Origin of the sequence: Geodermatophilus amargosae, assembly GCF_041028265.1 — a bacterium.
GTDB classification, from domain to species: domain Bacteria; phylum Actinomycetota; class Actinomycetes; order Mycobacteriales; family Geodermatophilaceae; genus Geodermatophilus; species Geodermatophilus amargosae_A.
Genome location: NZ_JABGCW010000002.1, coordinates 398,749 through 425,686 on the forward strand (window position 1 = coordinate 398,749; position 26,938 = coordinate 425,686).

The following is a 26,938-nucleotide window of genomic DNA, read 5'->3' on the forward strand; positions in this document are numbered from 1 at the left end:
GGAGGAACGCGTGTCCCTGCGCATCAGCCGACGCTGCCGCGTCGTCGTCGACAACGACTGGGCCGGTGACCCCGACGGCCTGGTCGCCCTGGCCCACCACCTGCTCAGCCCCGCCAACCGGGTGGACGCGGTGACCAGTTCGCACCTGAACCCGGTGTTCGGGCCACCCGAGGGCACCGCGGAGAGGGGCGCCCGGTTCGCCCAGGAGCTCGTCGACCTGGTCGACGGCCCCCGGCCGGCGGTCGCCGCCGGCTGCGACGTGCTCCTGGACGCAGGCGACACCGGCTCGGCCGCGGCGGACCTCATCGTCGCCGAGGGCCGGCGGGACGACCCGTTGCCGCTGCTGCTCGTCTGCGCCGGGCCGCTCACCAACGTCGCGCAGGCGCTGCGCCAGGCGCCGGAGATCGCGTCGCGGCTGACGCTGGTCTGGGTCGGCGGGGCACTGGACCCGGACGCCTTCGAGTACAACCGGGAGACCGACGCCGAGGCAGCCCGGGAGGTGCTGGCCCGCACCGACCTCGCCGTCTCCCAGTTCCCGCTGGAGACCTACCGGCGGTGCGAGTACTCCGTCGCCGAACTGGAGCAGGACCTGGGCGGGGCGGGCCGGGTGGGGGCGTGGCTGTGGCAGCGGTACGTCGAGCTGCCGATCCCCTACTTCGTGGAGCAGGGCGAGACCTGGCCGCTGGGCGACACCCCGCCGTTGCTGCTGACCGCGCTCAGCGACGCCTCCAGCGCGTGGACCGAGACCGCGTCCGCGCCCGGAGGTGCGTCCCGGCGCGTGTACGTCGACGTCGACGTCCGGCTGCTGGTCGCCGACCTCTACGCCAAGCTGCGCCGGCACGAGCGGCAGGCGGTCGGGGCCCCGGGGCCGGTGTGACCGGTGACCCGTCGGGGTGGGGACCCGCCCCACCCCGACCGGTCACGACGAGGTCATCCCGCCGTCCACGGCGAACGTCGCGCCGGTGGCGAACGCCGACTCGTCGCTGGCGAGGAACACCATGACGCCCTCGAGGTCACCGGTCGTGCCGGCGCGGCCCATCGGGATCCGGCCGACGATCGCCGCCCGGGCCACGGGGTCGTCGGTGAGGGTGCTGACCAGCCCGGTCTCGGTGTACGGCGGGACGACGGTGTTCACCCGGATGCCCCGGCGGGCGTAGGCGGCGGCGACCGTGCGGGCCAGCCCGTGCATGCCGGCCTTGGAGGAGGCGTAGGCGGTGAACTCCGCGCCCTCGCCCCGCACGGCGGTGGGGCTGCCGGTGAACACGATCGAGCCGCCGCCGGCACCCAGCATCCCGCGCACGGCGTGTCTCACGGTCAGGAACGCGCCGGTCAGGTTGACCTCGTGGGTACGGCGCCAGACGTCGAGGTCCAGGTCGGCGACCTCGGCGTCCTGGCCGAACAGTTGCACCCCGGCGTTGACCACCACCACGTCGGGGACCCAACCGTCGGCGGCCAGCGCGGCGAAGCCCCCGGCGACGCTGTCCTCGGCGGTGACGTCCATCGGCACCGCGCGGCCGCCCGACGCGGCGGCGGCCGCCTCGGCCCCGGCGGCGTCCCGGTCGGCGTAGGCGACCCGCGCTCCCTCGGCGGCGAACCTGTCGGCCACCGCCCGCCCGATGCCGGCGGCAGCCCCGGTGACCAGTGCCGTCTTCCCCGTCAGTCGCCCACTCACGTCCGCAGTCTGTCCCGCGCACCCCGGGGCACCGGGACCCGTCTGCCATCCACCGGCACGCGGCTGTCCGCCGGCCGCCCGCGTCGTCGAGGATCGGGGGCGCGGGCTCCAGCGGCGACCCAGCGGACGGCCGGTCGCCCCGACGCCGGACCCGCGTGGGCACGGGGCGCTCCAGCCAGGACGCCATCCGTCGCGTGCTGCCCCCTCGTCCCCCCGATGACAGGACAGCCATGCGCCGCATCCCGTTCACGACCGGCTGGCAGACCCGGCCGCACGCCAACTCCTTCGCCGAGGTGGTCGGTGCCGCCGCGCCCTGGCAGGACGTGACCCTGCCGCACGACGCCACCCTGGGTGAGCCGCGCGACCCCGCCCACGGCGCCGGCCGCGGGTACTTCCCCGGCGGCGTGTACGAGTACCGGAGGACGTTCGACGTCCCGGCCGACGCCGCCGGCCGGCGGTGGGTGCTCGAGTTCGAGGGCGTCTACCGGCGGGCGATGGTGTACGTGAACGGCGCCCTGGCCGGGCACCGGGCGTCGGGGTACACCGGCTTCGCCGTGCCGCTCGACGACTTCCTGCGGTACGGCGGGGACAACGAGGTGCGGGTCGTCTGCCGGTCCGCCCAGGACTCCCGCTGGTACGCCGGCGCGGGCATCCACCGGCCGGTGCACCTCGCCGTCGGCGACCTGCTGCACGTCGCCCTCGACGGCGTCCGCGTCACGACTCGGGACGTCGATGCCGACCTGGCCGTCATCGAGGTGGCGACGACCGTGGAGAACGACCGCCCGCGGCTGGCCACGGTCGAGGCGGTCACCGAGGTGCGGGACGCCGACGGCGCCGTGGTCGCCACCGACCGCGCGCCGGTCACCGTCCGGCCCGGCGAGCCCGCGGTCGTGCGGCAGCGCCTCGTCGTCCGCGAGCCCTCCCTGTGGGGCCCCGGCTCGCCCGCGCTGTACACCGCCACGGTGCACCTGCGCGACGGCGACGCGGTCGTCGACGACGAGACGGTGACCTTCGGCATCCGGACGGTCTCGGTCGACCCGGTGCGCGGCCTGCGCGTCAACGGCGGGACCGTGGACCTGCGCGGGGCCTGCGTGCACTCCGACAACGGCGTCCTCGGCTCCGCCACCGTCGACCGCGCCGACGAGCGGCGGGTGGAGCTGCTGCAGGCGGCCGGCTTCAACGCCCTGCGCAGCGCCCACAACCCGATGAGCCGGGCGATGCTCGAGGCCTGCGACCGGCTCGGCGTCCTCGTCATGGACGAGCTCACCGACATGTGGACGGAGAGCAAGTCCGACCTCGACGCCGCGCTGGACTTCCCCGAGTGGTGGCAGCGCGACGTCACGGCGATGGTGCGCAAGGACGCCAACCACCCGAGCGTGGTCATGTACTCGATCGGCAACGAGATCCCCGAGGTCGCCACCCCGCACGGCGCGCTGTGGTCGCGGCGGCTGGCGGAGGCGGTGCGGGCCCTCGACGACAGCCGGCCGGTCACCAACGGCGTCAACGGCATGCTCGCCGTCATCGGCGAGGCGACGCAGACCGTCGAGGGCGGCATCAACACGATGCTGTCGGACATGGGCGGCTTCATGCGCGAGCTGTCCGGGTCGGAGCTGGTCGGCCGGCGGACGGCGGAGTCCTTCGCGGTGCTCGACGTGGCCGGCCTGAACTACATGGACGCCCGATACGAGGCCGACCGCGAGGTCTTCCCGAACCGCGTCGTCGTGGGCAGCGAGACCTTCCCGGCCGACGTCGACCGGCTGTGGCGGCTGGTCCGCGACAACCCGCACGTGATCGGCGACTTCACCTGGACCGGCTGGGACTACCTCGGGGAGGTGGGCATCGGCCGGGTCGCCGACGTCGAGGACCCGGCCGCCCGTCAGCTCAACGGCCCGTTCCCGTGGCTGCTGGCGCACGTCGGCGACATCGACGTCACCGGGCACCGGCGGCCGGCGTCCTACCACCGCGAGATCGTCTTCGGCCTCCGCCGCGACCCCTACGTCGCGGTCCTGCGGCCGGAGCGCTCCGGCCGGGAGACCGTGTCGACACCGTGGTCGTGGAGCGACACCGTCGGCAGCTGGGCCTTCCCCTCCGGGACCCAGGGGACGCCGCTGACGGTCGAGGTCTCCAGCGACGCCGAGGAGGTCGAGCTGCTGCTCGACGGCGAGTCGCTGGGCACTGCGGAGGCAGGGGAGGCCCGCCGCTTCCGGGCGGAGTTCACGGTGGCCTGGGCGCCCGGTGAGCTCACCGCCGTCGCCCGCACCGGCGGCGAGGAGACCGGCCGGTTCTCGCTGCGGTCGGCGGACGGGCCGGTCGCGCTGGCAGCCGTCGCCGACCGCGAGGTGATCCGGGCCGACGGCACCGACCTCGCGTACGTGGACCTCACGCTGCAGGACGCCGCCGGCACCGTGGCGCTCGGCGTCGACCGCGAGGTCACCGTCAGGGTCGAGGGGTCCGGTGTGCTCGCCGGGTTCGGCAGCGCGGCGCCGTCGACCGAGGAGTCCTACCTCGACGACGTGCACACCACGTTCGACGGCCGCGCGCTGGCCGTCGTCCGCCCGACCGGCCCGGGGACGATCACGGTCACCGCGTCGGCGGCCGGCTGCCAGCGCGTGACCACGACCGTCGAGGCGCGCCGACCGGGCTCCTCTACCGTGCCGGCATGACGGACGCGGGGCTGCGCGCGCAGCCGTGGCGCGCCGGCGAGTGGACGATCGCCCCCGCCGCCGTCGCCGACGACGGGCCGGACCTGGTGGTGACCGCCGTCGAGGGCAGCGACGCGTGGCGGCACACCGCCTACGGGTTCGTGCACGACGACGCGCACGCGCTCCTCGCCCCGATGGCGTCCTCGGGTGCGGTCGAGGTGACGTTCGACGCCGGGTGGGACGGGCAGTTCGACCAGGCCGGACTGGTGCTGCGGGCGGACGAGGAGACCTGGGTCAAGGCCGGGGTCGAGATGACCGACGGCGCCGCCCACGTCGGCGCCGTCGTCACGCTGGGCCGCTCGGACTGGTCGCTGGCACGGTGCCGGAGTGGGCCGGCCGCCGGGTCACCGTCCGGGCCAGCCGTGCCGGGGACGCGGTCACCGTCCGCGCGCGGGTCGACGACGGGGCCTTCCGGCTGGTCCGGGTCGCGTCCTTCCCGCCGGAGGCCGCGGTGCGGGCCGGGCCCTACTGCTGCGCACCCACCCGGAGCGGCCTCGTCGTGCGCTTCCGGCGGTGGGCGGTCGGTCCGGCGGACGCCGCGTTGCACTGACGGATGCTGCCGCTGGATGGCAGCCACGAGGACGTGCGGTCCGGAGGCACAGCAGGATCGGGTGGTGACCTCCGCCACGCCCTCCGACCGGTCCTCCCTCGACGCGCTGCCGCTCGAGACGAAGGCGGCGCTGCTGTCCGGCCAGGACTTCTGGTCCACCGCGCCGGTCGAGGAGGCCGGGCTGCCCTCGGTCGTGCTCACCGACGGCCCGCACGGAGTCCGGCGCCAGGAGGGCGACTTCGACCGGATCGGGCTGCTGCAGAGCGTCCCGGCCACCTGCTTCCCGCCGGCCGTCGCCGTCGGCTCGAGCTGGGACCCCGACGTCGCCGAGCGGATCGGCGCGGCGGTCGGCCGCGAGGCCCGCGCGCTGGGTGTGCCGGTCGTCCTCGGCCCGGGCGTGAACATCAAGCGGTCCCCCCTGTGCGGGCGGAACTTCGAGTACTACTCGGAGGACCCGCTGCTGACCGGCGTGCTCGGCGCCGCGCACGTCCGCGGCCAGCAGGGGCAGGGCGTGGGCGCCTCGGTCAAGCACTTCGCGGCCAACAACCAGGAGACGCAGCGCATGCAGGTCAGCGCCGACGTCGACGAGCGCACGCTGCGCGAGATCTACCTGCCCGCCTTCGAGCGGATCGTCACCGAGGCGCGCCCGGCCACCGTCATGTGCGCCTACAACCGGGTCAACGGCGTCTACGCCTCGCAGAACCGCTGGCTGCTCACCGAGGTGCTGCGGGAGCAGTGGGGCTTCGAGGGCGTCGTCGTCTCCGACTGGGGCGCCGTGGACGACCGTGTCGCGGCGCTGGCCGCCGGCCTGGACCTGCAGATGCCCGGCGACTCCGGCGCGGGCAACCGGCTCGTCGTCGAGGCCGTCCGCGCCGGGGACCTGGACGAGGCGCTCGTCGACCGCAGCGCCCGGCGGGTGGCCGCGCTCGCCGACCTGGTGCACGAGCCGGCCGCCCCCTTCGACGTCGACGCGCACCACGCGCTGGCCCGGGAGCTGGCCGCGCAGTGCGCGGTGCTGCTCAAGAACGACGGCGCCGTGCTGCCCCTGTCGTCGGACACGACGGTCGCCGTCGTCGGGGAGTTCGCCCGGACGCCGCGCTACCAGGGCGGCGGGAGCTCGCACGTCAACGCCACCCGGGTGGACGACGCGCTGAGCGCGCTGCGGGCGGCGCTGCCCTCCGTGTCGTTCGTGCCCGGCTTCTCCCTCGACGGCTCCGGCGATGCCGCGGCGCTGCGCGAGGAGGCGCTCGCCGCGGCCCGCGACGCCGACGTCGCCGTCGTCTTCGCCGGGCTGGCCGAGGACGACGAGTCCGAGGGCTTCGACCGGACCGCGATCGACCTGCCCGCCGCCCAGGTCGAGCTGATCCGGGCGGTGGCCGCGGTGAGCCCGCGCACCGTCGTGGTGCTGTCGTCGGGCGGCATCGTGTCCCTGGAGGGCTGGCACGACGACGTCGACGCGGTCCTCGCCGGCTTCCTGCTCGGCCAGGCCGGCGGCGGCGCGCTGGCCGACCTGCTCACCGGCGCCGTGAGCCCCTCCGGGCGGCTGGCCGAGTCGATCCCGCTGCGGCTGGAGGACACCCCCAGCCACCTCACCTTCCCCGGCGAGCAGGGGCACGTCCGCTACGGCGAGGGCGTGATGGTCGGCTACCGCCACTACACGACCGTCGACCGCCCGGTGCGGTACCCGTTCGGGTACGGGCTCGGCTACACGACCGTGCAGACCACCGGCCTGCGGGTGGCCGCCGCCGGCGACGACGCGGCGACCGTCGCGGTGACCGTCACCAACAGCGGCGGGCGGACGGGCCGGCACGTGGTGCAGGTCTACGTCGCGACGACGGCCGGCCCGGTCCGCCGTCCCGCCCGGGAGCTGCGCGCCTTCACGAAGGTGTCCCTGGAGCCCGGGGAGTCGCGGACGGTGGAGCTGGCGCTGGACCGCCGCGCGTTCGCCTACTGGGACGTCCGGGAGGGCAGCTGGGTGGTGGCGCCGGGGGAGTACGCCGTGCAGGTCGGTGCCGGCGCCGCCGAGGTGGTGGCGGAGGAGACGGTGACGCTGGCCGGCGATCCGATCGTCCCGGAGCTCACGCTGGGCTCGTCGGTGGCCGAGTGGTTCGAGCACCCGGTCGTCGGGCCGCAGCTGCTCGAGGGTTTCCTCGCGACCATGCCGGACGGCGCCGCGGAGATGCACGCCGGGATGCTGCAGATGATCGGGTCGATGCCGATGCGCCGGTTCGCCGCCGACTTCGGCGCCGCGATCCCGCAGACCGAGCTCGACCGCCTGGTCGCCGTCGCCCGCGAGGCCCGCGCCGGCTGACCGTCCGGGGCGTCAGGAATGGCCGTTCCTGCCGCCCCGGACCGGCGGGGATCAGGTCAGGTCCGGTCCGTCGCCGGGGTGGCCGCCTCGGTGGCGGTCGCGGCCCAGCTGGCCAGCAGCTTGAGGGCGTCCTCCGACGGCGTGCCCGGTTCGGCGGTGTAGACGGTCAGGCGGAGGTCCGAGCGGTCCTCGGCGGGCAGGTCGAGGGTGCGGTAGTGCAGGTCCACCGTGCCGACGACGGGGTGGCGGAACTGCTTGGCCCCGTCGTGGTGGATGCGGACGTCGTGCGCGGCCCACCGGGTCCGGAACTCCTCGCTGATCGTGGACAGCTCCCCGACGAGCTCGCGCAGCTGCGCGTCGTGCGGGCGGCGGCCGGCCTCGGCGCGGAGCAGGGCGACGGTGACGTCGGCCGCGCCCTCCCGGTCCGCGTAGAAGTCGTGTGAACGCGGGTCGAGGAACTGGAACCGGGCGAAGTTCGGCGGCCGCCGCGGGTCGTCGAACATCGGGGAGTGCAGCGCCCACCCCAGGGTGTTGGTCGCGAGGACGTCCAGGCGGCCGTTGGCGACGAAAGCGGCCGACCCCGTCATCGAGTCGAGCATCCACTGCACCCGCGGCTGGATCTGCGCCCCGCCGCCGCGGCGCTGCGGGGTGCGGGCCGGCCTGGAGGCGGCGCGGGCCAGGTTGAACAGGTGGGTGCGCTCCGCCTCGTCCAGCTGCAGCGCCCGGGCGACGGCCTCCAGGACGTCCTCGGAGACGCCGGCGATGTGGCCCTTCTCCAGCCGGGTGTACCAGTCGGTGCTCACCCCTGCCAGGACGGCGACCTCCTCGCGGCGCAGACCGGCCACCCGCCGCCGGCCACCGCCGGGCAGCAGCCCGGCCTGCTCGGGGGTGATCCGTGCTCGCCGGCTGGTGAGGAAGTCGCGGATGTCGGCGCGGTTGTCCACGCCGCCGACGCTACGTCGCGCCGACCGGGAGAAGGGGGGCGAGCTGCCACCCCCCACAAACCCGACCTCCCACCCCCGTGCTCGGGAGCGTTCCGTGGAGTCCAGCCACGCCTGACCACCACTCGAACGAGGAGATCCACCGTGCGCGTCCACGCCTACGCCGCCCCCGCCGCCGGCCGCCCCCTTGCCCCCACCACCGTCGAGCGCCGGGACGTCGGCCCGGACGACGTGCTGATCGAGATCGAGTACGCCGGCATCTGCCACTCCGACATCCACACCGTCAACGGCGACTGGGGCCCGCAGCCCTTCCCCGTCGTCCCCGGCCACGAGATCGTCGGCGTCGTCACCGAGGTCGGGCCCCGGGTCACGCGCCACCGGGTCGGCGACCGCGTCGGCGTCGGTTGCATGGTCGACTCCTGCGGCGAGTGCGCCAGCTGCCGCAACGGCGACGAGCAGTACTGCCTCGACGGCATGGTCCCCACCTACGCCGGCACCGACCGCGACGGCAGCACCACCCAGGGCGGCTACTCCACGCACGTCGTGGTCGACGCCGACTTCGTGCTGCGCGTGCCCGACGGCATCGACCCCGCGGCCGCCGCGCCGCTGCTGTGCGCCGGCATCACCACCTACTCGCCGCTGCGCCGCTGGGGCGCCGGGCCGGGCAGGCGGGTGGCCGTCGTCGGTCTCGGCGGGCTGGGTCACATGGCCGTCACGCTCGCATCCGCGATGGGTGCGGAGGTGACGGTGCTCTCGCAGTCGCTGGAGAAGCAGGAGGACGGCCTGCGGCTCGGCGCCGACTCCTACTTCGCGACCACTGACCCGGACACGTTCGCCCGGCTGGCCGGGCGGTTCGACCTGGTCGTCAACACCGTCAGCGCTCCGATCGACGTCGACGCGTACCTGTCCCTCCTGGCCGTCGACGGCACGCTGGTCAACGTCGGCGCTCCCGCCGAGCCGCTGAGCCTCAACGCGATGTCGCTGATCGGCGGCCGCCGCTCGTACGCCGGCTCGATGATCGGCGGAATCGCGGAGACCCAGGAGATGCTCGACTTCTGTGCCGAGCACGGCATCGGGGCCGAGGTCGAGGTCGTCCCCGCCGACCGGGTCAACGAGGCCTACGAGCGCGTGCTCGCCTCCGACGTCCGCTACCGGTTCGTCATCGACGCCGCGACCCTGCGGTGACCCCGGACCAGCTGACCCACCCGGCGGCCCCGGCAGCACCGCCCGCCGGGGCCCGGGGACGGCTCCCGCTGGTCGTGTACGTGCTGGCGGCGGGCACCTTCCTCATGCTCACCACCGAGTTCGTGGTGGCCGGACTGCTCCCGGAGATCGCCGGCGACCTGCGGGTGACGGTGGCGCAGGCCGGGCTGCTGATCACGGTGTTCGCGGCCGGGATGATCGTCGGCTCACCGGTGATGGCGCTGCTGACCCGGCGGATGCCGCAGCGGACGACGCTGGTGCTCGCCCTCGTCGTCTTCACGGCCGGGCACGTCGTCGTCGCCCTCGGCTCGGACCTCCCGCTGCTGCTCGCGGCCCGCTTCGTCACCGCGTGGGCGACCGGGGCGTTCTGGTCGGTGGCCTCGGTGGCGGCCACCCGCGCCGCCGGTCCCGGCGCCGGCGCCCGCGCCCTGGGCCTGGTGGGCGCCGGCGGCATGCTCGCCAACGTCGTCGGGGTGCCGTTGGGCGCGTTCGCCGGACAGGTGACGGGCTGGCGCGGGCCGTTCTGGGCACTGGCGGTCCTCGCGCTGGCCGCCGTGTGGCTCGTCGCCCGCCACGTCCCGCACGGCGGCCCGGACGGGGAGGCGGTGTCCCTGCGATCCGAGTTAGCCGCGCTGCGCTCCGGCCGGCTGTGGCTGGTGCTGGCCGCCTGCGCGACCACGACCGGCGGGGTGCTGTCGGCCTACTCCTACGTCTCCCCGCTGCTGACCGACCGCGCCGGCATCGCGGTGGGCCTGGTGCCGCTCGTGCTCGCGGGCTTCGGCGTCGGCTCCCTGGTCGGCACGGTCGTCGGCGGTCGTCTCGGCGACGTCCGCCCGCACGCGACGACCATCGCGGTCCCCGCGGTGACCACGGTCCTGCTCGCGGCGATCTGGCTGCTCTCCGCGCAGGCGGTGCCCACGGTCGTGCTGGTCACCCTGCTGGGGCTCGTCGGGCTCAGCGCCAACCCCGTGCTGTCGTCGCTGGCCGTCCGCTTCGCCGGCCTGGCCCCCACGCTGGGAGTGGCGATGTCGGTCTCGGCGTACAACCTCGGCACCGCGGTCGGGACCGGCTTCGCCGGCTCCACCCTCGACTCCGGTCTCGGTGCAGCCGGTCCCGCGATGGTCGGCACCGTCCTCGCCGCAGTCACCCTGGTCCCCGCGGTCGCCATCGCCCGCGTCCAGGGCCGCCGGGCCGCCTGAGCACCCTGACGGGAGTGCGCCGGGCGGATCCGCGGACGTGCACGCCGCGCCCTCCGCGACCGGGACGGTGCGGACCTGTCGTCCGACCCGGCGGCCGTGCCAGGGTGGGGGCACCACGGGGGTCGGCAGCGCGGACGAGGAGGCCGGCCGATGACCGAGGACCCCGTCCCGCGGCACGCCGTGCGGGCGTCCGACGCCGAACGCGAGGCGGTGGTGACCCGGCTGCAGACCGCCATGGCGGAGGGGCGGATCACCGTCGACGAGTTCGGGGAGCGGGCACAGGCCGCCTATGCGGCGACGACCGTCGACCAGCTCGGCCCGCTGCTGGCCGACCTGCCGGCCCGGGCGGCGGACGCGCAGGTCGACATCGTGGGCACCCGCCCGCCCTCGGCCCGGTCCTCCGTCCTGGGTGACGTCCGGCTCGACGCCCGCTCCCCGCTGCCCCAGCGCGTCCGCACCGGGATCGGTGACATCCGGGTCGACCTGCGGGCCCTCCGCACGGACGCCGACGTGGTCGAGCTGGAGCTGACCACCGTGATCGGCGACGTGGACGTGGTCGTCGCCGAGGGCGTGGACGCCGAGCTCGTCGGCTGGACGGTCATCGGCGACCGCAGGGTCCAGCTGGCGCCGGTGCCGCGGCTGGCAGGGACCCCGCGCGTCGTCGTCCGGGCCCACGCGCTCATCGGGGACCTGCGCCTGCGCAGCCTCGGTCCCGGCGAGTCGGCCGGCGGCTGGCGGGCACTGCTCGACCGGCTCGCCCAGCGTCCCCGACCGATCGAGCCCTGACCCGGCGACGGACCCGCCGGGTCCAGCGCTGCGCTCAGACCCTCAGCTGGTCGTCGTCGTGGTCCAGGCGCAGGGTGGGCTCGGCCGCCGGGACGGCGGCGTGCGCCCCCGACCGCAGCAGCGCGGCCAGCTCCTCCTCGGACTCCACCGCCTCGCCGCGGGCGACCATGCCGGCGTGCTCGGCGAGCGGGATCTCCCGGAGCGCGAACGACAGCAGCAGCGCGAGCACGAGCAGCGGCACGAGGTACCAGAACACCGGCGCGAGCGAGTCGGCGTAGGCGTCCACGATCGCCGTCCGGAGCGGGTCGCCGGCGGCCTCGACCGCGGCCGGCACCAGGCTGTCCGGCGAGGTGATGCCGGCGGCCGCCGCCTGCCCGGCGTTGCCGGTCAGCGCGCCGGTCAGGTTCTCGGCGAGCCGGCTGGTGAACAGCGTCCCGAAGACGGCGACGCCGAGGGTGGCGCCCACCTCGCGGAAGTAGTTGTTCGTCGAGGTGGCCGTGCCGATCTGGGTGGCCGGGACGGCGTTCTGCGCGGCCAGGACGACGTTCTGCATGATCAGCCCGAGCCCGCAGCCGAGCGCGAAGAACATCAGGCCGATCGTCCACAGCGACGTCGCGCCGGTCAGCGTGGTCATCCAGACGACGGTGCCGAGGACCACCGCGATCCCGGCGACGGTGAACCGCTTGTACCGGCCGGTCCTGAGGATGGACGCCGCCGAGCCCTGGATCGTGAGGATGATGCCGGCGGTCATCGGCAGCATGAGCAGCCCGGAGTTCGCGGCCGACAGCCCCGAGCTCATCTGCAGGAACGTCGGCATGAACGCGATGGCCGAGAACATGCCCAGGCCCACCGCCATGCCCATCCCCGTGGCGACGACGAACGTCCGGTTGGCGAACAGGCTCAGCGGCACGATCGGCTCGACCGCGCGCCGCTCGACCAGCACGAAGGCGACCGCCGAGACGACGAACGCCGCCGCCAGCGCGAGGGTCAGCGGATCGGTCCAGCCGTCGCTGCCGCCGAGGTCGGCGAACAGGACCAGCGACGTCGTCGTCGCCGACAGCGCGACGATGCCCGCGACGTCGAGCGGGGTGGTGCTGCGCTTGCGCGGCAGGGACAGCGCGAACCAGCCGATGAGGAAGGCGCCGATGCCGACCGGCAGGTTGACCCAGAAGCACCACTCCCAGCCCAGCGCCGGGGAGTCGGTGAGGAAGCCGCCGACCAGCGGCCCGGCCACGGCGGACAGGCCGAACAGGGCGCCGATCGGGCCCATGTACCTCGCGCGCTCCCGGGCCGGGACGATGTCGGCGATGATCGCCTGCGACAGGATCATCAGCCCGCCGCCGCCGAGGCCCTGCACCCCGCGCCAGATCACGAACCAGGTGAAGTCCGGCGCCAGCGCGGCGCCGACGCTGGCCACGGTGAACAGGCCGATCGCGACGAGGAACAGCGTGCGGCGGCCCCACAGGTCGCCGAGCTTGCCGTAGACCGGCATGACCAGCGTCGTCGCCAGCAGGTACGCGGTGGTCACCCATGCCATGTGCGAGACGCCGCCGAGCTCGCCGACGATCGTGGGCATCGACGTCGACACGATCGTCTGGTCGAGGGCGGCCATGAGCATCCCGGCCAGCAGTGCGCTGAAGATGACGTTGATGCGGCGCCGGGTCAGGACGATCGGCGGTGCGGAGCTGTCGGGCGGGGCCTGCACGGAGGTCCTCTTTCGGGTCGTTCGGCGGTGCCGCGGGCGCGCGGCACCGAGGGGGGAGCGGACGACGCCGGCCGCTCGGAGGGTCAGCGGCGCGGGGCGGGGAGCCCGGCGGCCAGGACGTCCCACGCCTCGTCGACCAGGCGCGGGAGCGGCACGGTGAAGTCGGCGGCCAGCCAGCGGTGCAGCGCGGTGCGCATGGCGGCGCCGGCGACGGCGGCCAGCAGCGTGGGGTAGGCGTCGACGCCGACCCGCGTGCCGGTGCGCGCGGCGACGGCGTCGGCCAGTGCGCGCTCGGAGCCGCCGAAGGCGGCGTGCAGCCGCGCGAGGAGCACGGGGTGCTCGTCGACGACCCGCAGCCGCAGCGGCCACACGCCCTGCGGCTCGCCGGCCATGGCGGCGGACTGCTCGGCCTGCACCGCCCGCAGCGCGGTGACCGGGTCCTCCTCGGCGGGGCGGGCGGCGAACCGCTCGGCCGCGAGCGCGGAGTCGGCCGGGTCGAGCCCGAGGACGGCGTCGTCCTTGGTGGGGAAGTAGTTGAAGAAGGTGCGCGGGGAGACGTCGGCGCGCGCGGCGATGTCGTCGACCGAGACGCCGTCCAGGCCGCGCTCGGCCACCAGCTGCAGCGCCGCCTGGTGCAGCGCGACGCGGGTGGCGAGCTTCTTGCGCTCGCGCAGGCCGGACGTCACCCCGCCATGGTCGCCCAAGAGTGCAGTCCGTGCAAGATTGCGTGCACTGCACGGCGTGTCGGGTGGCTCACGGGCGGCAGGAAGGGCCATTCCTGCCGCCCGGGCCGGGTCAGTCGCGGTCGCGCTGCTCCTCGATCGCCTCGAGCACCGTCGTGCGGGCCTTCCCGAGGTCCCGCTCGGCCTGCTCGGCACGGTCGAGCTGGGAGTCGCCGTGCATGTGTGCCACCCGCTCGCGCGCCTCGGTCGCCTTCAGGTCGACCAGTTCGGCGGCCCTGCGGGCCTCCTTGGCGGCGTCGGTGTCGGCGACGTGCTGCTCGTCGGAGCCGCGCTTGCGGGCGTCGGTGGCCGCCTTCTCCTCCTCGGAGAGCAGTTCCCACGCGGCGTCGGGGAGATAGCGCCTCGTCCCGTCGTCGCCGCGGGCCCGGTCGCCGCCGTCGGCGGTGTGCCAGTCCTGCCTCGTCCACTCCTGCAGGTGCTCCTGCGAGGCGGTGCGCTCGCCCTCGTGCCGGTAGCCGCCGCCCTGCGCCTCGTACTCGTGGGTGAGCAGCTGGCTCTTGCGGGCGCTCCACTGGCCGGGCCGCCCGCCCCTGTCGCCGGCCTTGATCTCCTCCTTGAGCCGTGCGCGCAGCTCCGGGTCCGTGTAGTCCTCGGCGTAGTCCTCGGCCGACTTCCCGCTCATGACGGCGGTCGGTACCCAGCGCGCTGCGTGCTCACCCGGCGGCGGTGGCCCTCCGCCCGACCTCGACGTGCGGGCGCGCCTGCCATCGCGTCCAGTCGGCGCTCACCTCGCCGGCGGTGCGCAGCAGGGCCGGCAGGTGCTCGCCCAGCAGCCGCTCGACCGAGGTCTCGGCGGCGTGCACGGTCACGTTCACGGCCGCGCGCACGGCGCCGGTCCCGTCCCGCACCGGGACGGCGACCGAGCGGACGCCGGGCGCCAGCTCCTCGTCGGCCAGCGCCCAGCCGCGGGCGCGCACCTCGGGGAGCTCCTCGCGCAGCTGCTCCGGCGTGCGCCCGATGGAGGGCGGCAGGCCCGATCGGCTGGGCTGTGCGAGCGTCTCCGCCAGCTCGTCGGCGGACAGTGCCGCGAGCAGCACCTTGCCCTGCGAGGTCTGCACGGCGGGGAAGCGCGTGCCGATCTCCACGCGGAGCGTGATCAGCTTCGGCACCGACACGCGGGCGACGTAGACGATGTCGGACCCGTCGAGCTGGGCCATCGACGACGACTCGCCGGTCCGCGCCACCAGTTCCTCGAGGTGCGGCCGGGCGACGTCCCACAGCCCGAGCGCCCCGACGTAGGCCATGCCGAGGGACAGGACCCGTGGCGTGAGCGCGAACGTCCCGCCGGCCGACCGGACGAAGCCCAGTTCCTCCAGCGTCAGCAGCAGCCGCCGCGCCGTGGGGCGGGCCAGCCCCGCGGCGGCCGCCACCTCCGACAGGGTCATGGCCGGGTGGTCGGCGTCGAAGCAGGTGAGCACGTCCAGTCCGCGCGCCAGTGCCTCGACGAAGTCCGGTCCCTCACCCCGTCCGGCCACGACCGGCTCCTCCCGTTCCCTGCCGTCCCCGGACCTCCCTCGCGCTCACCGCTCCCCGGCGAGGTGGCGCTCGTAGCCCTCCTCGCGGGCGGCGTGCGTGGAGTCCGAGCGGTAGTCCGTGTACTGGTACGGGTTGTCCAGCACCTCACCCGAGGGCAGTTCGGGGTCCATCCCCGCCTGCCAGACGTCCTCGCCCATGTCGGCGCGCAGGTGCTCGACGGTCGCCTCCACCTCACGGCGCACGGCCGCCAGGTCGACGCCGACCAGCCGGTGGTCGGACTTCACCACCCGCCCGTCGACCAGCACGGTGTGCACGTCGCCGCGCTGTGCCTGGAACGCCACGTGGCCGTAGGGGTTGAGCAGCGGGAAGGACACCGGCGAGGCGTCGTTCTTGAGCAGGACGACGTCGGCCTTCGCGCCCGGGGTCAGCCGGCCCAGGTCGTCGCGGCCGAGCGCCGCCGCGCCGCCGCGGGTGGCCCACGAGACGACGTGCTGGGCCCGCAGCGCCAGCTGGGTCACCGTCGCGCCCTTGAGGTGCGCCTCGAAGTGCTCGCGGGAGCGGTCGGCGCCCAGCGTCGTGCGCATCGCGGAGAACAGGTCGCCGCTCCACCACACGCTGGTGTCCATCGACAGCGACACCGGGATGCCGTGGGCGCGCACCTGCCAGGTGGGCGGGTAGCCCTGCCCGGCGCTCTGCTCGGACTCCGTGGACACCGAGATCGACCCGCCGGTGGCGGCGATGCGGTGGTAGCTGTCGGGGGAGAGGGAGGCGGCGTGCACGTACACCGTCTCCGGCGTCGCGAACCCGTGCTCGTGCATGAGCCGGACGCCGTCGTCGTCGGTAGCGCCCCAGACGCCGGCGTGCGTGGTCACCGGCAGCCCGAGGTCGCGGGCCACCTCGAAGGCCGCCTTCTCCGGGAACGCCGGGTCGCCGGTGACGTCGAAGGCGAGCTGGAAGGCGAGCAGGTCGCCGGCACCGGTGCGGCGGCGCTCGAGGAAGGCCTGCACGGCCGGGTCGGCGGTCCACTCCCACGGCGCGGCCTGGATGTTGCCGTAGGCGAGCACGTACCGGCCGGGCACCGACTGCAGGGCGTCGACGGCGGCCTCGGCGTGGTCGACCGTCTGCAGCCCGTGCGACCAGTCGACGACGGTGGTGACCCCGGAGTCGAGCGCCTCGGCGGCGGCCAGCCGGTTGCCCGCCGCGACGTCCTCGGGGCGGAAGCGCCGGCCGTGCTCGAGGTAGTACCAGACGAAGTACTGGGTCAGGGACCAGTCGGCGCCGTAGCCGCGCATCGACGTCTGCCACATGTGCCGGTGGGTGTCGATCATCCCGGGCATCACGATGCCGTCGGTGGCGTCGACCTCCTGCGTCCCCTCGGGCACCTCCAGGGCGGGACCGACGGCCGCGATCCGGTCGCCGACCACGAGGACGTCGGCGTCGCGCAGCACCGTCCCGGCGTCGTCCATCGTCAGGACGGTGCCGCCGCGCAGGACGACGGGCCGGCCGGCCTGGGGAGCCGCGGACTGGGGCTGGGTCATGGGGTCTCCTCGGACGCCTCGACGCGAACGGACGCCTGTCCGTACTGCGGACACCGGTGTCGGTCGGCGCCACCCTGTCCGTGACCTGCGCCACCTGTCAAGCGGCTCGGGCTGCGGTTGACACGGGGACGTCGGCCTCCCCAGGATCGGCGACGACGACGGACGACCGTCCGCTGATCGGTGCACCGCGGTGAGGAGCTCGAGGCGACGATGACGGCAGGATCCGCCGGAGCCGCACCCGGAGGTCCCCTCGCGGGCCTGCTCGTGGCCGACTTCTCCCGCATCCTGGCCGGCCCCTACGCCACGATGCTGATGGCCGACCTCGGCGCCGAGGTGGTCAAGGTCGAGGGCCCCCGCGGTGACGACACCCGCACCTGGCAGCCGCCGGTGCGCGACGTCGCCGGGCAGGACGTGTCCACCTACTACCTGGGCGTCAACCGCAACAAGCGGTCGGTGGCCCTCGACCTCACCGACGAGAGCGACGCCGCCGCCGCCCGCGAGCTGGCCCGCCGCGCCGACGTCCTGGTGGAGAACTTCAAGCCCGGCGGCCTGGCCCGCTTCGGCCTCGACTACGACTCCGTCGCGGCGACCAACCCGACGGTCGTCTACGCGTCGATCAGCGGCTTCGGCAGCGGGCCCGTCGGGCGGTCGCTGCCCGGCTACGACCTGATCGTCCAGGCGATCTCCGGGCTGATGAGCCTCACCGGCCCACCGGACGGCGACCCCTACCGCGCCGGGGTCGCCGTCTTCGACGTCATGGCCGGGCTGCACGCCACCATCGGCGTCCTCTCGGCCCTCAACCACCGGCACGCCACCGGCCGCGGGCAGCACGTCGAGGTCAACCTGCTCTCCAGCGCGCTGTCGGGCCTGGTCAACCAGACCTCGGCGTTCGTGGCCGGCGACGTCGTCCCGTTCCGGATGGGCAACAGCCACCCGAGCCTGTTCCCCTACGAGCCGCTGCCCTGCGCCGACGGCGACCTGATCGTGACCGCCGGCAACGACGGGCAGTTCCGCAAGCTGTGCGACGTGCTCGGCCTCCCGGAGCTGGCCGACGACCCGCGGTTCCTGCACAACGAGGACCGCACCGCCCACCGCGACCAGCTGCGCCCGCTGCTGGTCGAGCGCCTGGCCACCCGCACCAAGATGGAGTGGTTCCGCGAGATCATCGCCGCGGGCGTGCCGTGCGGGCCGATCAACACCGTCGACCAGGGTGTCGCCTTCGCCGAGGAGGTCGGCCTGGACCCCGTGGTCACGGCGGGGGACGGCGACGCGGGCGTCCCCTCGATCCGCAACCCGATCCGCTTCTCGCGGACCGCCGCGCAGTACCGGCTCCCGCCGCCCACGCTGGACGAGCACGGCGCGGAGATCCGCCGCTGGCTGGCCGAGGGCGGGGAGACGCCGTGACCGAGTACCCCACCGCGCTCGGCGCCTCGAGCCGGGAGTCGATCACGCTGCTCGGCACCGACCTCGCCCGCGACGTCATGGGCTCGGTCGGGTTCGGGGAGCTGGCGTTCTGGCTGGCCACCCAGCGCCGGCCGACCGCGGGGGAGACCCGGGTGTTCGAGGCGGTGCTGGCGGCGCTGGCCGACCACGGCTTCACCCCGACGGCGATCGTCACCCGGCTGACGTGGCTGTCGGCGCCGGACTCGGTGCAGGGCGCGCTGGCCGCGGGCCTCCTCGGTGGCGGGTCGCGGTTCCTCGGCGTCACCGAGGACTGCGGCCGGTTCCTGCACGACGTGCTGGCCTCCGCGGAGGAGCTGCCGGCCGACGACGCCGGCTGGGACGCCCTCGCCCGGGAGACGGTCACCGCCTCGCGCGCGGCGGGCCGGTTCGTGCCCGGCCTGGGCCACCACGTGCACAAGGACGGCGACCCGCGCACGCCCCGGCTGTTCCAGATCGCCGCCGAGGAGGGGCTGGTCGGGCCGCACCTCGCGCTGTTCGCCGCCATCGGCCGGGTGCACCCGCAGGTGCTCGGGAGGACGCTGCCGCTCAACGGCGCCGGCGTGTGCGGCGCGGCGCTGGCCGACCTCGGCCTGCCGCTGGAGCTGCTGCGCGGCTTCGCCCTGCTGGCCCGCACCGCCGGGCTCATCGGCCAGCTCGCCGAGGAGATCCGCTCCCCGGTCGCCAACGACGTCTTCCTGTCGGTGGACCTGAACAACCGCTCCGTCGCCCCGGATCCGTACCAGCCCGACCCACTGCCCTCGACCGACAACGGAGGCCGGCATGGCTGAACTGGCCGCGGTCATCGCGTCCACCCACCACCCGTTCTACTACCGCGCGAGCACCGCCACGGGCGCCGAGCGCCCGCCGTTCGCCGACGAGTGGGTGGCCAAGATCGAGCGGTTCCGGGAGACGCTCACGAGGGCGGAACCCGACGTGCTGGTGATGGTCGGCAGCGACCACTTCCACCAGTTGTGGCTGGACAACATGCCGCAGTTCCTCGTGGGCAAGGCGCCCTTCTTCGACGCCAACTGGTACAACGAGGAGCGCGAGTTCGGCCTGCCGCGGATGACGCTGCGCGGCGAGGAGGACCTGGCCGCGCACCTGCTGCGCGACGGCCTGGACCGCGACTTCGACCTGGCGTTCAGCAACGAGCTGCGGATCGACCACAGCATCACGTGCCCGATCATCACGCTGCGCCCGCAGGCCGACCTGCCGATCGTGCCGGTCTACACGAACATCTTCGCGCCCCCGCTGCCGCAGCCGAGGCGCTTCGTGCAGCTGGGCCGCGCGATCCGGGAGATGGTCGAGTCCTGGGAGTCCGACGCGCGGGTCGCCGTCATCGGCACCGGCCACCTCTCCCTCGAGCTCGGCGGCCCGCGCCAGTTCGGCGAGCACGGCCCGGACCCGGAGTTCGACCGCCGGGCGGTCGAGTGGATCGCCTCCGGCGACATCGACGGCTGCCTGGCCGAGGTGTCGCTGGAGTCCCTGCACGCCCCGGGCAACGCCACCCACGGGTTCATGGACTTCATGCTGATGATGGGCGTGGCCGGCGAGGGCCAGAAGGCCGACCACGTCGACACCCTCGACCTGTTCCACACCATGGAGGCGTACTTCACCTGGTACCCGAACGGGGCGCCGGCATGAGCCGCTACCTGCTCGACAAGTTCCTCTTCACCGTCGACCGCGACCCCGCCCTCGTCGAGCGGTACCGCGAGGACCCCGCGGGCACCGTGGAGTGGTGGGAGGCCGAGATGGCCAACAAGCTGCTCAACTGCACCGACGCCGAGCGGTCGACGTGGCTGTCGTTCACCGAGGACGAGCGGCGCGCCCTGCGCGAGCACGACCACGTGACCCTGTTCGGGATGGGCGCCCACCCGTTCCTCACGCTCACGCTGTTCATCGCCGTGTTCGAGCGCGACCACGGGCCGCTGGAGTACCAGAAGGCCTACGGGAAGGCGATGCAGCACCTCACCCTGCCCTATCCCGACATCAGCACCTGACGTGCGCGCCGCCGTCGTCCGGGCGCCCGGGTCCCCGCCCGAGCACGCCGAGCACCCCGACCCGGTGGCCGCACCGGGTCGCAGCCTGGTGCGGGTCACCGCCGCGCCGATCGTGCCGCTGGACCTGCTCTGCGCGTCTGGCACGAGCTACTTCGGGACGCCGGCGGTGCCCTACGTCCCCGGCGTCCAGGGTGTCGGCGTCGTCGAGGAGTCCGGCCGGCTGCTGGCCGGCACCCGGGTCTGGTTCGCGACGTCGGCCGGCATGGCGCCCGGCGACGGCGGCCTGGCCCAGCGCTGCGCCGTCGCCGACGACGACCTCGTGCCCCTGACCGCGCACGTGCCCGACGCCGCGGTCGCGGCCCTCGGCCTGTCGGCGGTGGCCGCGTGGATGTCGCTGACCTGGCGCGGCGGGCTGCAGCCGGGGGAGCGGGTGGTGGTGCTCGGCGCCGGCGGCGCGGTCGGCCAGGTGGCGGTGGGCGCCGCGCGGGTCCTGGGCGCCGGGCGGGTGGTGGCGGTCTGCCGCTCGGCCGCGGCGCAGGAGCGCGCCCGGGCCGCCGGAGCCGACGCCGTGGTGCCGGCGAGCGACGACGTCGACGCGCTCGCGGCCGCGCTGGCCGAGGCGTGCGAGGGGAGCGCGGACGTCGTCGTCGACCCGGTGTTCGGCACCGCGGCCACCGCGGCCTGTCGGGTGCTGGCGCCGGGCGGTCGGCTGGTGAACCTCGGCGGCGCGTCCGGCGACGAGGCGGTGTTCTCCTCGGCGGTGCTGCGCGGCCGGTCGGCGGAGGTGCTCGGCTACACCAACAACGCGCTCACGCCCGCGCAGCGCCGCAGCGCCCTGGACGCCGTCCTCGGGGCGGCCGCCACCGGCCGGGTCGGCGTCGCGCACGAGACGGTGCCGCTGGCCGACGTCACCGCCGCCTGGGCGCGGCAGGCCACCGGGGACGCCGGCGTCCGGCTGGTCGTCGTCCCGTAGCGGGCCTTCGTAGCGCTAATGGCTGCGAGGGGCGGCGCGGACGTGCATCCGCTCGCCCTGCGGGCCGTAGAGCGCCAGCAGCTCGGCCGGGCGGTCGTCGGGGTTGCCCATCCAGTGCGGGGTGCGGGTGTCGAACTCGGCCACCTCGCCGGCGGTGAGGACGACGTCGGTGTCGCCGAGCAGCAGCCGCAGCCGCCCGGACAGGACGTAGACCCACTCGTAGCCCTCGTGCGACTTCTGCTCGCCCGGCTCCCCGCCCCACCGCGGCGGCAGCACCAGCTTGTAGGCCTGCAGCCCGCCGGGCCGGCGGGTCAGCGGGATGAACGTGGCGCCGTGCCGGCTCACCGGCTTGAGCCGCACCCGCGGATCGCCGGTCTCGGGGGCGTCGACCAGCTCGTCGAGCGGCACCTGGTGTGCCCGGGCCAGCGGCAGCAGCAGCTCCAGGGTGGGGCGCCGCTGCCCCGACTCCAGCCGGGACAGCGTCGAGACCGAGATGCCGGTGTCCTCCGACAGGGCGGTGAGCGTGGCCCCGCGCTGGCGGCGCAGCTCGCGCAGGCGGGGGCCCACGGCGTCGAGGACGGAATCGAGGTCGGTCACGCCGTCCAGTTTGCCGATACTGCAAAGGTGTTTGTCAAGACGGCACGGCCGGGCGCACAGTCGTCGGCATGGACGAGACGTACGACGTGGTGGTCATCGGTGGGGGAGCGGCGGGCCTGTCGGGGGCCCTGGCGCTGGGACGGGCGCGGCGCTCGGTCGCCGTCGTCGACGAGGGGACGCCGCGCAACGCGCCGGCGCACGAGATGCACAACTACCTGGGCCGCGACGGCACGCCGCCCGGGGACCTGCTCGCCGCGGGGCGGGCGGAGGTCGCCGGGTACGGCGTCGCGCTCGTGCAGGACACGGTGACCGCGGCCCGCGGCGCGGTCGGCGCCTTCACCGTGGACCTGGCCGGGGGCCGGGTGCTGCGGGCGCGCCGGCTGCTGGTCACCACGGGCCTGACCGACGAGCTGCCGGAGATCCCGGGGGTGCGCGAGCTGTGGGGCACCGACGTCCTGCACTGCCCGTACTGCCACGGCTGGGAGGTGCGCGACCAGGCGGTCGGCGTGATCGCCACCGGCCCGATGTCGATGCACCAGACGCAGCTGTGGCGGCAGTGGAGCGCCGACGTCGTCCTGTTCCTGCACACCGCACCGGAGCCCGACGACGCCACCGCGCAGGCCCTCGCCGCCCGCGGCGTCCGGGTGGTGCGCGGCGAGGTGGCGGCGCTGGAGACCGACGGCGGGCGGCTCACCGGTGTCCGGCTGGCCGACGGCGAGGTCGTGCCCCGCGCGGCCGTCGTCGTCGCCCCGCGGTTCACCGCCCGCTCGGCCGTGCTGACCGGGCTGGGCCTGGAGGCCGAGCCGTTCCGGATGGGCGAGGCGGTCGTCGGGTCGCACGTGCCGGTGGACCCGCGCGGCGCCACCGCGGTGCCCGGGGTGTGGGCGGCCGGGAACGTCGCCGACCTGGGCGCGCAGGTGATCGGCGCGGCGGCCGCCGGGCTGTCGGCCGGCGCCATGATCAACGCCGACCTCGTCGCCGAGGACACGCGGTTCGCCGTCGAGGTGCTGCGCGCCCAGACCGATCCGGAGTTCGGCGAGCAGTGGTGGGAGGAGCGCTACCGCGCGCACGGGCACGGCGTCTGGAGCGGCCGGGTGAACGACGTCCTGGCCACCGAGGCCGCCGGTCTCCCGCCGGGCCGCGCGCTGGACGCCGGCGCGGGCGAGGGCGGCGACTCCGTCTGGCTGGCCCGCCGCGGCTGGCAGGTCACCGCCCTCGACGTCTCCCGCACCGCGCTCGACCGGGCCGCCGCGGCCGCCGCCGACGCCGGCGTCGAGCTGGACACCCGCCAGGCCGACGTCACCACGTGGCAGCCGGGGGAGGAGCGCTGGGACCTGGTGACCGCGTCCTTCCTGCACTTCCTGCCCGACCGCCGCGACGACGTGCTGCGGACCCTGGCGTCGGCGGTCGCGCCGGGCGGCACGCTGCTGGTCACCGCCCACGACGGCAGCGACCTCGCGCACGGCGTCCGCCGGCCCGGACTGCCCGAGTGGTACGCCACCGGCGGGCAGATGGCCGCCGCCCTCGACCCCGCCGAGTGGACGGTGGAGGTGGCCGAGACCCGGCCGCGGCAGGCCCGCGCCCACGAGGCCGGGCACGAGGCCGGTCACGAGGCCGGTCACGAGGCCGGTCACGAGGGGCACGACGGTCACGCGCACGTGGCCGACGCCGTCCTGCGGGCCCGGCGTCAGCCCGTGACGTCGTCCTCGCTGGTGTAGAGCAGCCGCAGGCGGGCCGGCGGGGTGAACGGCCGCCACTCGTCGGCGCCCTGCGCCAGCCGATCGGCGACCAGCCACAGCACCGCCGGGTCGTGGCCCATCCCGAGGTGGCTGGCGTGCACGCCGACGTTCTCCGCTCCCGGGCCGGGCCGCTGCCGGCAGGCCCGCCAGTCCACGACGCCGTCCCAGCGCGAGTAGACCGCGGTGCTCGGGACCGGCAGGGAGCCGCGCAGGTCGCCCCGGCCGGTGGTGGGGACGGCGTGCAGGTGCCGGTAGCGGGCGTAGGCGCGGGCGCCGGGCGTGCCGTCGGCGGGCCGGCCGGCCAGGCCGAACGGCGAGCCGAGGCTGATCACCTGGCGGACCAGGCGCGGCACCCGCAGCGCCAACCGTCGGGCGAAGATGCCGCCCAGGCTCTGGCCGACGACGCTGACCGGCCCGCCGTGCCGGTCGGCGAGCTGCTCGATCAGCTTCGGCAGCTGCTCGGTGATCTCGCGGGTGGGCCCGCGGTTGCGACCGAGCTCCCACCCGACCACCGGGTAGCCCAGCCCGCGCAGCCAGCGGCGCAGGGTCACGGTGGAGGCGTCGGAGGCCATGAGTCCCGGCAGCACGAGGACGCCGTGCGGCTCGCCGCGCGGGGCGCCGCGCAGGAGGGGGTAGGTCAGCGCGAGGGCGCCGGCGCTGGCCGCGGCCCGGACCGGCTCGGTGGCCGCGAGCAGGGTGGCCCGGCGGCTGGGCTGCAGGAACCCGGGGGCGCGGCCGGGTGTGGTGCGGCCGCTGGACCGGCGGTTCTGCGGGGACTCGGGCACGGGCACTCCTCCGACGGCGGTGGCGGTCCCGTTCCGCTACCCCGCAGGACGCCCGGGACTCGCCTTTCGCGCGCGAAAGGCGAGTCCCGGGTGCCGGGGCGTCAGCGCTGCTGCAGGTACGCCGCGGCGGTGGCCCGCAACCGCTCGTGGACGCCGTCGTGCGCCACGGCACCGGGCACGTACCGCTTCGCCAGCTTGGCGACCATCGTGTAGTTGGTGTCGACCACGTTGCCCGCCGGCGCGAGGCCGGCCTGGCTGACCAGCTGCAGGGCGTCGAGCGGGTCCCAGCCGGTGAGCTGTGCCGCCCAGGTGACCAGGTCGTGCTGGCTCACCCGGTAGGCGTCCTCGAGCGGCCGCACCGAGCCGGTCGACATGAGGAACTCGTCGGTCTCCAGCCGCGGCCACACCGGGCCGCCGCCCTTGACCAGGTCGACGACGACGACCGTGCGCATCGCCGCCTCGACCGCGGTGCCGCACACCTCGCCCTCGCCCTGCCGGCAGTGCCCGTCGCCGAGGGCGAGCATCGCGCCGGGCACGTTGACGCCGAAGTGGACGGTCGTGCCCGCCCGCATCTCCGGGGTGTCCATGTTCCCGCCGTGCGCGCCCGGCGTGATGCTGGCGAACACCTCGCCCGCGGCCGGCGCGACGCCGATCGTGCCGTGCATCGGGTCGAGCGGCAGCTCCACCTCCGGGCCGCCGCGGCGCGGCCGGAACAGGCAGGTGCCCCGCTCCCGGTCGACCTCGTAGAGCCAGACCAGCTCCTCGAGCGGCTCGTGCAGCATCGCCGTCGAGTGGGTGGTGGTGAGCGCGCCGAAGTGCGGGAACGTGCTCGACACCGCCCAGTCGCGGGCCGGCGTGATGTCGACCAGGTGCACCGCCAGGGTGTCGCCGGGCTCGGCGCCCTCGACGGCGATGGGGCCGCTGACCGGGTTGAGATGGGGGAAGTCGCACACCCGGCTGGGCAGGTCGTCGACGCCGCGCACCTTCCCGCCGTAGCAGTCCTCGGTGGTCAGCTCCACCACCGTGCCGGGCGCCACCGTGAGCAGCGGCTCGCCGCCGCCGAACGAGAAGCGGTACTGGTCAGGGGTCGGCTGCAGCGACACGACCTCCAGGGACGCCGTCACAGGTCCTCCTCCGCTCGGATCTCGGGCTTGCGGCCGGTGGCGATGAGCACGCCCATGAGCACCAGGCCGGCGACCAGCCACACGAAGCCGAGCTCCTGGGCGGCCACCTGGGCGTTGTAGACGACGTAGGCCAGGATCGCGAACCCGATCACGGGCACCGCGAGGTGCAGCCAGTAGTTCCGGCTCCTCAGCCGGCCGACGTAGTGCCACACCACCGAGACGTGCAGCAGCAGGAACGCCGACAGCGCGCCGAAGTTGACCAGCGTCGACAGCAGCGTGATCCCGTCCTCGCGCGAGGCCATGTACAGGCCCAGCACGAGGGAGATCACCGCCACGAGCAGGGTGGCGTTGACCGGCACGCGGCGGGTCGGGTGCACCTGCTTGAGGAAGGCGGGCAGCTGCCGGTCCCGGGCCATCGCGAACAGCAGTCGCGAGGTGGCCGCCTGGGCCACGAGGGAGTTGGCGAAGCCCCACGCGATCGCCGTGGCCACCGCGGTCAGGGTGCCCAGCCACGCGCCGCCGGCGACCTCGGCCGCGTCGTAGAAGGCCGTGCCGGCCGCGTCCCCCTCGGCGATGAGGGTGTCGGGGTCGGGGACGAGCAGTGCGGCGACCCAGGTCTGGACGATGAACAGCGTCCCGGCCAGCGCCAGCGCGGCGATCATCGCCTTCCCGATCGAGCGGGCGGAGTCGCGGTTCTCCTCGGCGAGCGTGGAGATGCCGTCGAAGCCGAGGAAGCTCAGCACCGCGATGGAGACCGCGCCGAAGACGAGCTCGAGGGAGAACGTGTCGCTGTTGTAGACCGGCGTGAAGTCGAAGCCGCGGCCCGCACCGGTGGCCAGCGCGACGACGCCGACGACCAGGAAGATCGCCAGCACGATCAGCTCGCCGATCAGCATGATCTTGTTGACCCGCGCGGTGAACTCGATGCCGAAGTAGTTGACGACGGTGTTCAGCACCACGAAGGCGACCAGCCAGACCCAGACCGGCACCGACGCCCAGATCGAGTTCATCGCGACCGCGGCGATGAGGTAGAGCAGGCCGGGGACGAGCACGTAGTCGAGCAGGATCATCCAGCCGGCCATGAAGCCGACCGGCTGGGCGATGCCACGGCCCGCGTAGGTGTAGACGGAGCCCGCCATGGGGAACGCCCGCGACATCTGCGAGTAGGACGCGGCGGTGAAGGCCATCGCCAGTCCGCCGATCGCGTAGGCGAGGGCGATCATCCCGCCTGAGCCCTGGAAGACGCTGCCGAAGATCCCGAACGGTGCGATCGGGACCATGAAGACCAGGCCGTAGACCAGCAGGTCGGTGAACGTCAGCGAACGCTTGAGCTCCTGGCGGTAGCCGAACTCCTCGAGGCCGGCCGCGCCGGCAGCGGGGACGGCTCCGGCGCCGGTGCCTCCGCCCGGCTTCGTGAGGTCGGGGGACGGGGTGGTGCGGGGGTCGCTCAC

The 26,938-nt window shown here is 74.9% G+C and carries 23 protein-coding genes and 1 pseudogene; 13 read left to right on the plus strand and 11 right to left on the minus strand.

Features of this window, described 5'->3' with window-relative positions; all coding sequences use genetic code 11:
* Nucleotides 1-10: 10 nt before the first annotated feature.
* Nucleotides 11-877, plus strand: a complete 867-nt coding sequence (locus HLV61_RS02845; protein WP_369252756.1) for a nucleoside hydrolase — start codon at nucleotides 11-13, stop codon at nucleotides 875-877.
* A 42-nt stretch (nucleotides 878-919) separates the two neighbouring features.
* Here the strand turns inward: HLV61_RS02845 and HLV61_RS02850 are convergent, their stop codons facing one another.
* Nucleotides 920-1,672 (minus strand): SDR family NAD(P)-dependent oxidoreductase, encoded by a 753-nt coding sequence (locus HLV61_RS02850; protein ID WP_369252758.1) that lies wholly within the window; start codon nucleotides 1,670-1,672, stop codon nucleotides 920-922.
* A gap of 230 nt (nucleotides 1,673-1,902) precedes the next feature.
* Between HLV61_RS02850 and HLV61_RS02855 the strand changes: the two genes are divergently transcribed.
* The 3 genes and pseudogenes from HLV61_RS02855 (at nucleotide 1,903) to HLV61_RS02865 (ending at nucleotide 7,235) form a co-directional block, all read left to right on the plus strand.
* Nucleotides 1,903-4,335: a glycoside hydrolase family 2 TIM barrel-domain containing protein gene (locus HLV61_RS02855; protein ID WP_369252760.1), complete on the plus strand. Its 2,433-nt coding sequence runs from the start codon at nucleotides 1,903-1,905 to the stop codon at nucleotides 4,333-4,335.
* Nucleotides 4,332-4,924 (plus strand): annotated as a pseudogene (locus HLV61_RS02860) (DUF1349 domain-containing protein). Before HLV61_RS02855 ends, HLV61_RS02860 begins: the two are co-directional and overlap by 4 nt.
* Before the next feature lie 64 nt (nucleotides 4,925-4,988).
* Nucleotides 4,989-7,235 carry a glycoside hydrolase family 3 C-terminal domain-containing protein gene (locus HLV61_RS02865; RefSeq protein ID WP_369252762.1) on the plus strand — a complete coding sequence of 749 codons (2,247 nt, stop codon included), beginning with the start codon at nucleotides 4,989-4,991 and terminating at the stop codon, nucleotides 7,233-7,235.
* Nucleotides 7,236-7,291: 56 nt separating this feature from the next.
* Here the strand turns inward: HLV61_RS02865 and HLV61_RS02870 are convergent, their stop codons facing one another.
* Nucleotides 7,292-8,179, minus strand: a complete 888-nt coding sequence (locus tag HLV61_RS02870) for a helix-turn-helix transcriptional regulator (RefSeq protein ID WP_369252764.1) — start codon at nucleotides 8,177-8,179, stop codon at nucleotides 7,292-7,294.
* A 141-nt stretch (nucleotides 8,180-8,320) separates the two neighbouring features.
* Here HLV61_RS02870 and HLV61_RS02875 point away from each other — a divergent pair, with 141 nt between their 5' ends.
* The 3 genes from HLV61_RS02875 to HLV61_RS02885 all read left to right on the plus strand — a co-directional run bounded on the left by HLV61_RS02875 (nucleotide 8,321) and on the right by HLV61_RS02885 (nucleotide 11,364).
* A complete protein-coding gene (locus HLV61_RS02875; RefSeq protein WP_369252766.1) occupies nucleotides 8,321-9,361 on the plus strand; it encodes an NAD(P)-dependent alcohol dehydrogenase in 1,041 nt (346 codons plus the stop codon).
* A complete protein-coding gene (locus tag HLV61_RS02880) occupies nucleotides 9,358-10,578 on the plus strand; it encodes an MFS transporter (protein WP_369252768.1) in 1,221 nt (406 codons plus the stop codon). The genes HLV61_RS02875 and HLV61_RS02880 overlap by 4 nt, the downstream gene beginning before the upstream one ends.
* Before the next feature lie 150 nt (nucleotides 10,579-10,728).
* Nucleotides 10,729-11,364, plus strand: coding sequence for a DUF1707 domain-containing protein (locus tag HLV61_RS02885; RefSeq protein ID WP_369252770.1), 636 nt, complete (start codon nucleotides 10,729-10,731; stop codon nucleotides 11,362-11,364).
* Between the two features lie 34 nt (nucleotides 11,365-11,398).
* Here the strand turns inward: HLV61_RS02885 and HLV61_RS02890 are convergent, their stop codons facing one another.
* From HLV61_RS02890 to HLV61_RS02910, 5 genes are all read right to left on the minus strand, one after another.
* Nucleotides 11,399-13,069, minus strand: a complete 1,671-nt coding sequence (locus HLV61_RS02890) for an MDR family MFS transporter (RefSeq protein ID WP_369252772.1) — start codon at nucleotides 13,067-13,069, stop codon at nucleotides 11,399-11,401.
* A gap of 83 nt (nucleotides 13,070-13,152) precedes the next feature.
* Complete coding sequence (locus tag HLV61_RS02895; RefSeq protein WP_369252774.1) at nucleotides 13,153-13,755, minus strand: acyl-CoA-like ligand-binding transcription factor; 603 nt, start codon at nucleotides 13,753-13,755, stop codon at nucleotides 13,153-13,155.
* Between the two features lie 109 nt (nucleotides 13,756-13,864).
* A complete protein-coding gene (locus tag HLV61_RS02900) occupies nucleotides 13,865-14,434 on the minus strand; it encodes a hypothetical protein (protein WP_369252776.1) in 570 nt (189 codons plus the stop codon).
* 31 nt (nucleotides 14,435-14,465) lie between these two features.
* Complete coding sequence (locus tag HLV61_RS02905) at nucleotides 14,466-15,287, minus strand: IclR family transcriptional regulator domain-containing protein (protein ID WP_369252778.1); 822 nt, start codon at nucleotides 15,285-15,287, stop codon at nucleotides 14,466-14,468.
* 45 nt (nucleotides 15,288-15,332) lie between these two features.
* Nucleotides 15,333-16,826, minus strand: a complete 1,494-nt coding sequence (locus tag HLV61_RS02910) for an amidohydrolase family protein (protein WP_369252780.1) — start codon at nucleotides 16,824-16,826, stop codon at nucleotides 15,333-15,335.
* A 210-nt stretch (nucleotides 16,827-17,036) separates the two neighbouring features.
* Here HLV61_RS02910 and HLV61_RS02915 point away from each other — a divergent pair, with 210 nt between their 5' ends.
* Genes HLV61_RS02915 through HLV61_RS02935 form a run of 5 tightly spaced genes read left to right on the plus strand, consistent with a single transcriptional unit; the run spans nucleotide 17,037 to nucleotide 21,242 of the window.
* On the plus strand, nucleotides 17,037-18,230 hold the full coding sequence (locus HLV61_RS02915) for a CaiB/BaiF CoA transferase family protein (protein ID WP_369252782.1): 1,194 nt from the start codon (nucleotides 17,037-17,039) through the stop codon (nucleotides 18,228-18,230).
* Nucleotides 18,227-19,057, plus strand: a complete 831-nt coding sequence (locus tag HLV61_RS02920) for a citryl-CoA lyase (protein WP_369252784.1) — start codon at nucleotides 18,227-18,229, stop codon at nucleotides 19,055-19,057. The genes HLV61_RS02915 and HLV61_RS02920 overlap by 4 nt, the downstream gene beginning before the upstream one ends.
* Complete coding sequence (locus tag HLV61_RS02925; protein WP_369252786.1) at nucleotides 19,050-19,913, plus strand: extradiol ring-cleavage dioxygenase; 864 nt, start codon at nucleotides 19,050-19,052, stop codon at nucleotides 19,911-19,913. The genes HLV61_RS02920 and HLV61_RS02925 overlap by 8 nt, the downstream gene beginning before the upstream one ends.
* A complete protein-coding gene (locus HLV61_RS02930) occupies nucleotides 19,910-20,269 on the plus strand; it encodes a hypothetical protein (RefSeq protein WP_369252788.1) in 360 nt (119 codons plus the stop codon). The genes HLV61_RS02925 and HLV61_RS02930 overlap by 4 nt, the downstream gene beginning before the upstream one ends.
* A gap of 1 nt (nucleotide 20,270) precedes the next feature.
* A complete protein-coding gene (locus tag HLV61_RS02935) occupies nucleotides 20,271-21,242 on the plus strand; it encodes a quinone oxidoreductase family protein (RefSeq protein ID WP_369252790.1) in 972 nt (323 codons plus the stop codon).
* A 15-nt stretch (nucleotides 21,243-21,257) separates the two neighbouring features.
* Here HLV61_RS02935 and HLV61_RS02940 read toward each other — a convergent pair whose 3' ends face one another.
* Nucleotides 21,258-21,839 carry a helix-turn-helix domain-containing protein gene (locus HLV61_RS02940; protein WP_369252792.1) on the minus strand — a complete coding sequence of 194 codons (582 nt, stop codon included), beginning with the start codon at nucleotides 21,837-21,839 and terminating at the stop codon, nucleotides 21,258-21,260.
* Between the two features lie 68 nt (nucleotides 21,840-21,907).
* On the opposite strand from HLV61_RS02940, the gene HLV61_RS02945 reads away from it, so the two are divergent.
* Nucleotides 21,908-23,557, plus strand: coding sequence for an FAD-dependent oxidoreductase (locus HLV61_RS02945; protein ID WP_369252794.1), 1,650 nt, complete (start codon nucleotides 21,908-21,910; stop codon nucleotides 23,555-23,557).
* On the opposite strand, the gene HLV61_RS02950 is transcribed toward HLV61_RS02945, so the two are convergent.
* From HLV61_RS02950 to HLV61_RS02960, 3 genes are all read right to left on the minus strand, one after another.
* Nucleotides 23,527-24,363 carry an esterase/lipase family protein gene (locus HLV61_RS02950; RefSeq protein WP_369252796.1) on the minus strand — a complete coding sequence of 279 codons (837 nt, stop codon included), beginning with the start codon at nucleotides 24,361-24,363 and terminating at the stop codon, nucleotides 23,527-23,529. The two genes, HLV61_RS02945 and HLV61_RS02950, sit on opposite strands and share 31 nt — an antisense overlap.
* A gap of 101 nt (nucleotides 24,364-24,464) precedes the next feature.
* On the minus strand, nucleotides 24,465-25,487 hold the full coding sequence (locus HLV61_RS02955; RefSeq protein WP_369252798.1) for an acetamidase/formamidase family protein: 1,023 nt from the start codon (nucleotides 25,485-25,487) through the stop codon (nucleotides 24,465-24,467).
* Nucleotides 25,484-26,938: an APC family permease gene (locus HLV61_RS02960; RefSeq protein ID WP_369252800.1), complete on the minus strand. Its 1,455-nt coding sequence runs from the start codon at nucleotides 26,936-26,938 to the stop codon at nucleotides 25,484-25,486. The genes HLV61_RS02955 and HLV61_RS02960 overlap by 4 nt, the downstream gene beginning before the upstream one ends.

Bases quoted from the DNA above. Each gene is read 5' to 3' on its own strand.
- HLV61_RS02910 (WP_369252780.1), bottom strand. From the start codon at position 16,826: ATGACCCAGCCCCAGTCCGCGGCTCCCCAGGCCGGCCGGCCCGTCGTC.
- HLV61_RS02930 (WP_369252788.1), top strand. From the start codon at position 19,910: ATGAGCCGCTACCTGCTCGACAAGTTCCTCTTCACCGTCGACCGCGAC.
- HLV61_RS02855 (WP_369252760.1), top strand. From the start codon at position 1,903: ATGCGCCGCATCCCGTTCACGACCGGCTGGCAGACCCGGCCGCACGCC.
- HLV61_RS02885 (WP_369252770.1), top strand. From the start codon at position 10,729: ATGACCGAGGACCCCGTCCCGCGGCACGCCGTGCGGGCGTCCGACGCC.
- HLV61_RS02925 (WP_369252786.1), top strand. From the start codon at position 19,050: ATGGCTGAACTGGCCGCGGTCATCGCGTCCACCCACCACCCGTTCTAC.
- HLV61_RS02900 (WP_369252776.1), bottom strand. From the start codon at position 14,434: ATGAGCGGGAAGTCGGCCGAGGACTACGCCGAGGACTACACGGACCCG.
- HLV61_RS02945 (WP_369252794.1), top strand. From the start codon at position 21,908: ATGGACGAGACGTACGACGTGGTGGTCATCGGTGGGGGAGCGGCGGGC.
- HLV61_RS02915 (WP_369252782.1), top strand. From the start codon at position 17,037: ATGACGGCAGGATCCGCCGGAGCCGCACCCGGAGGTCCCCTCGCGGGC.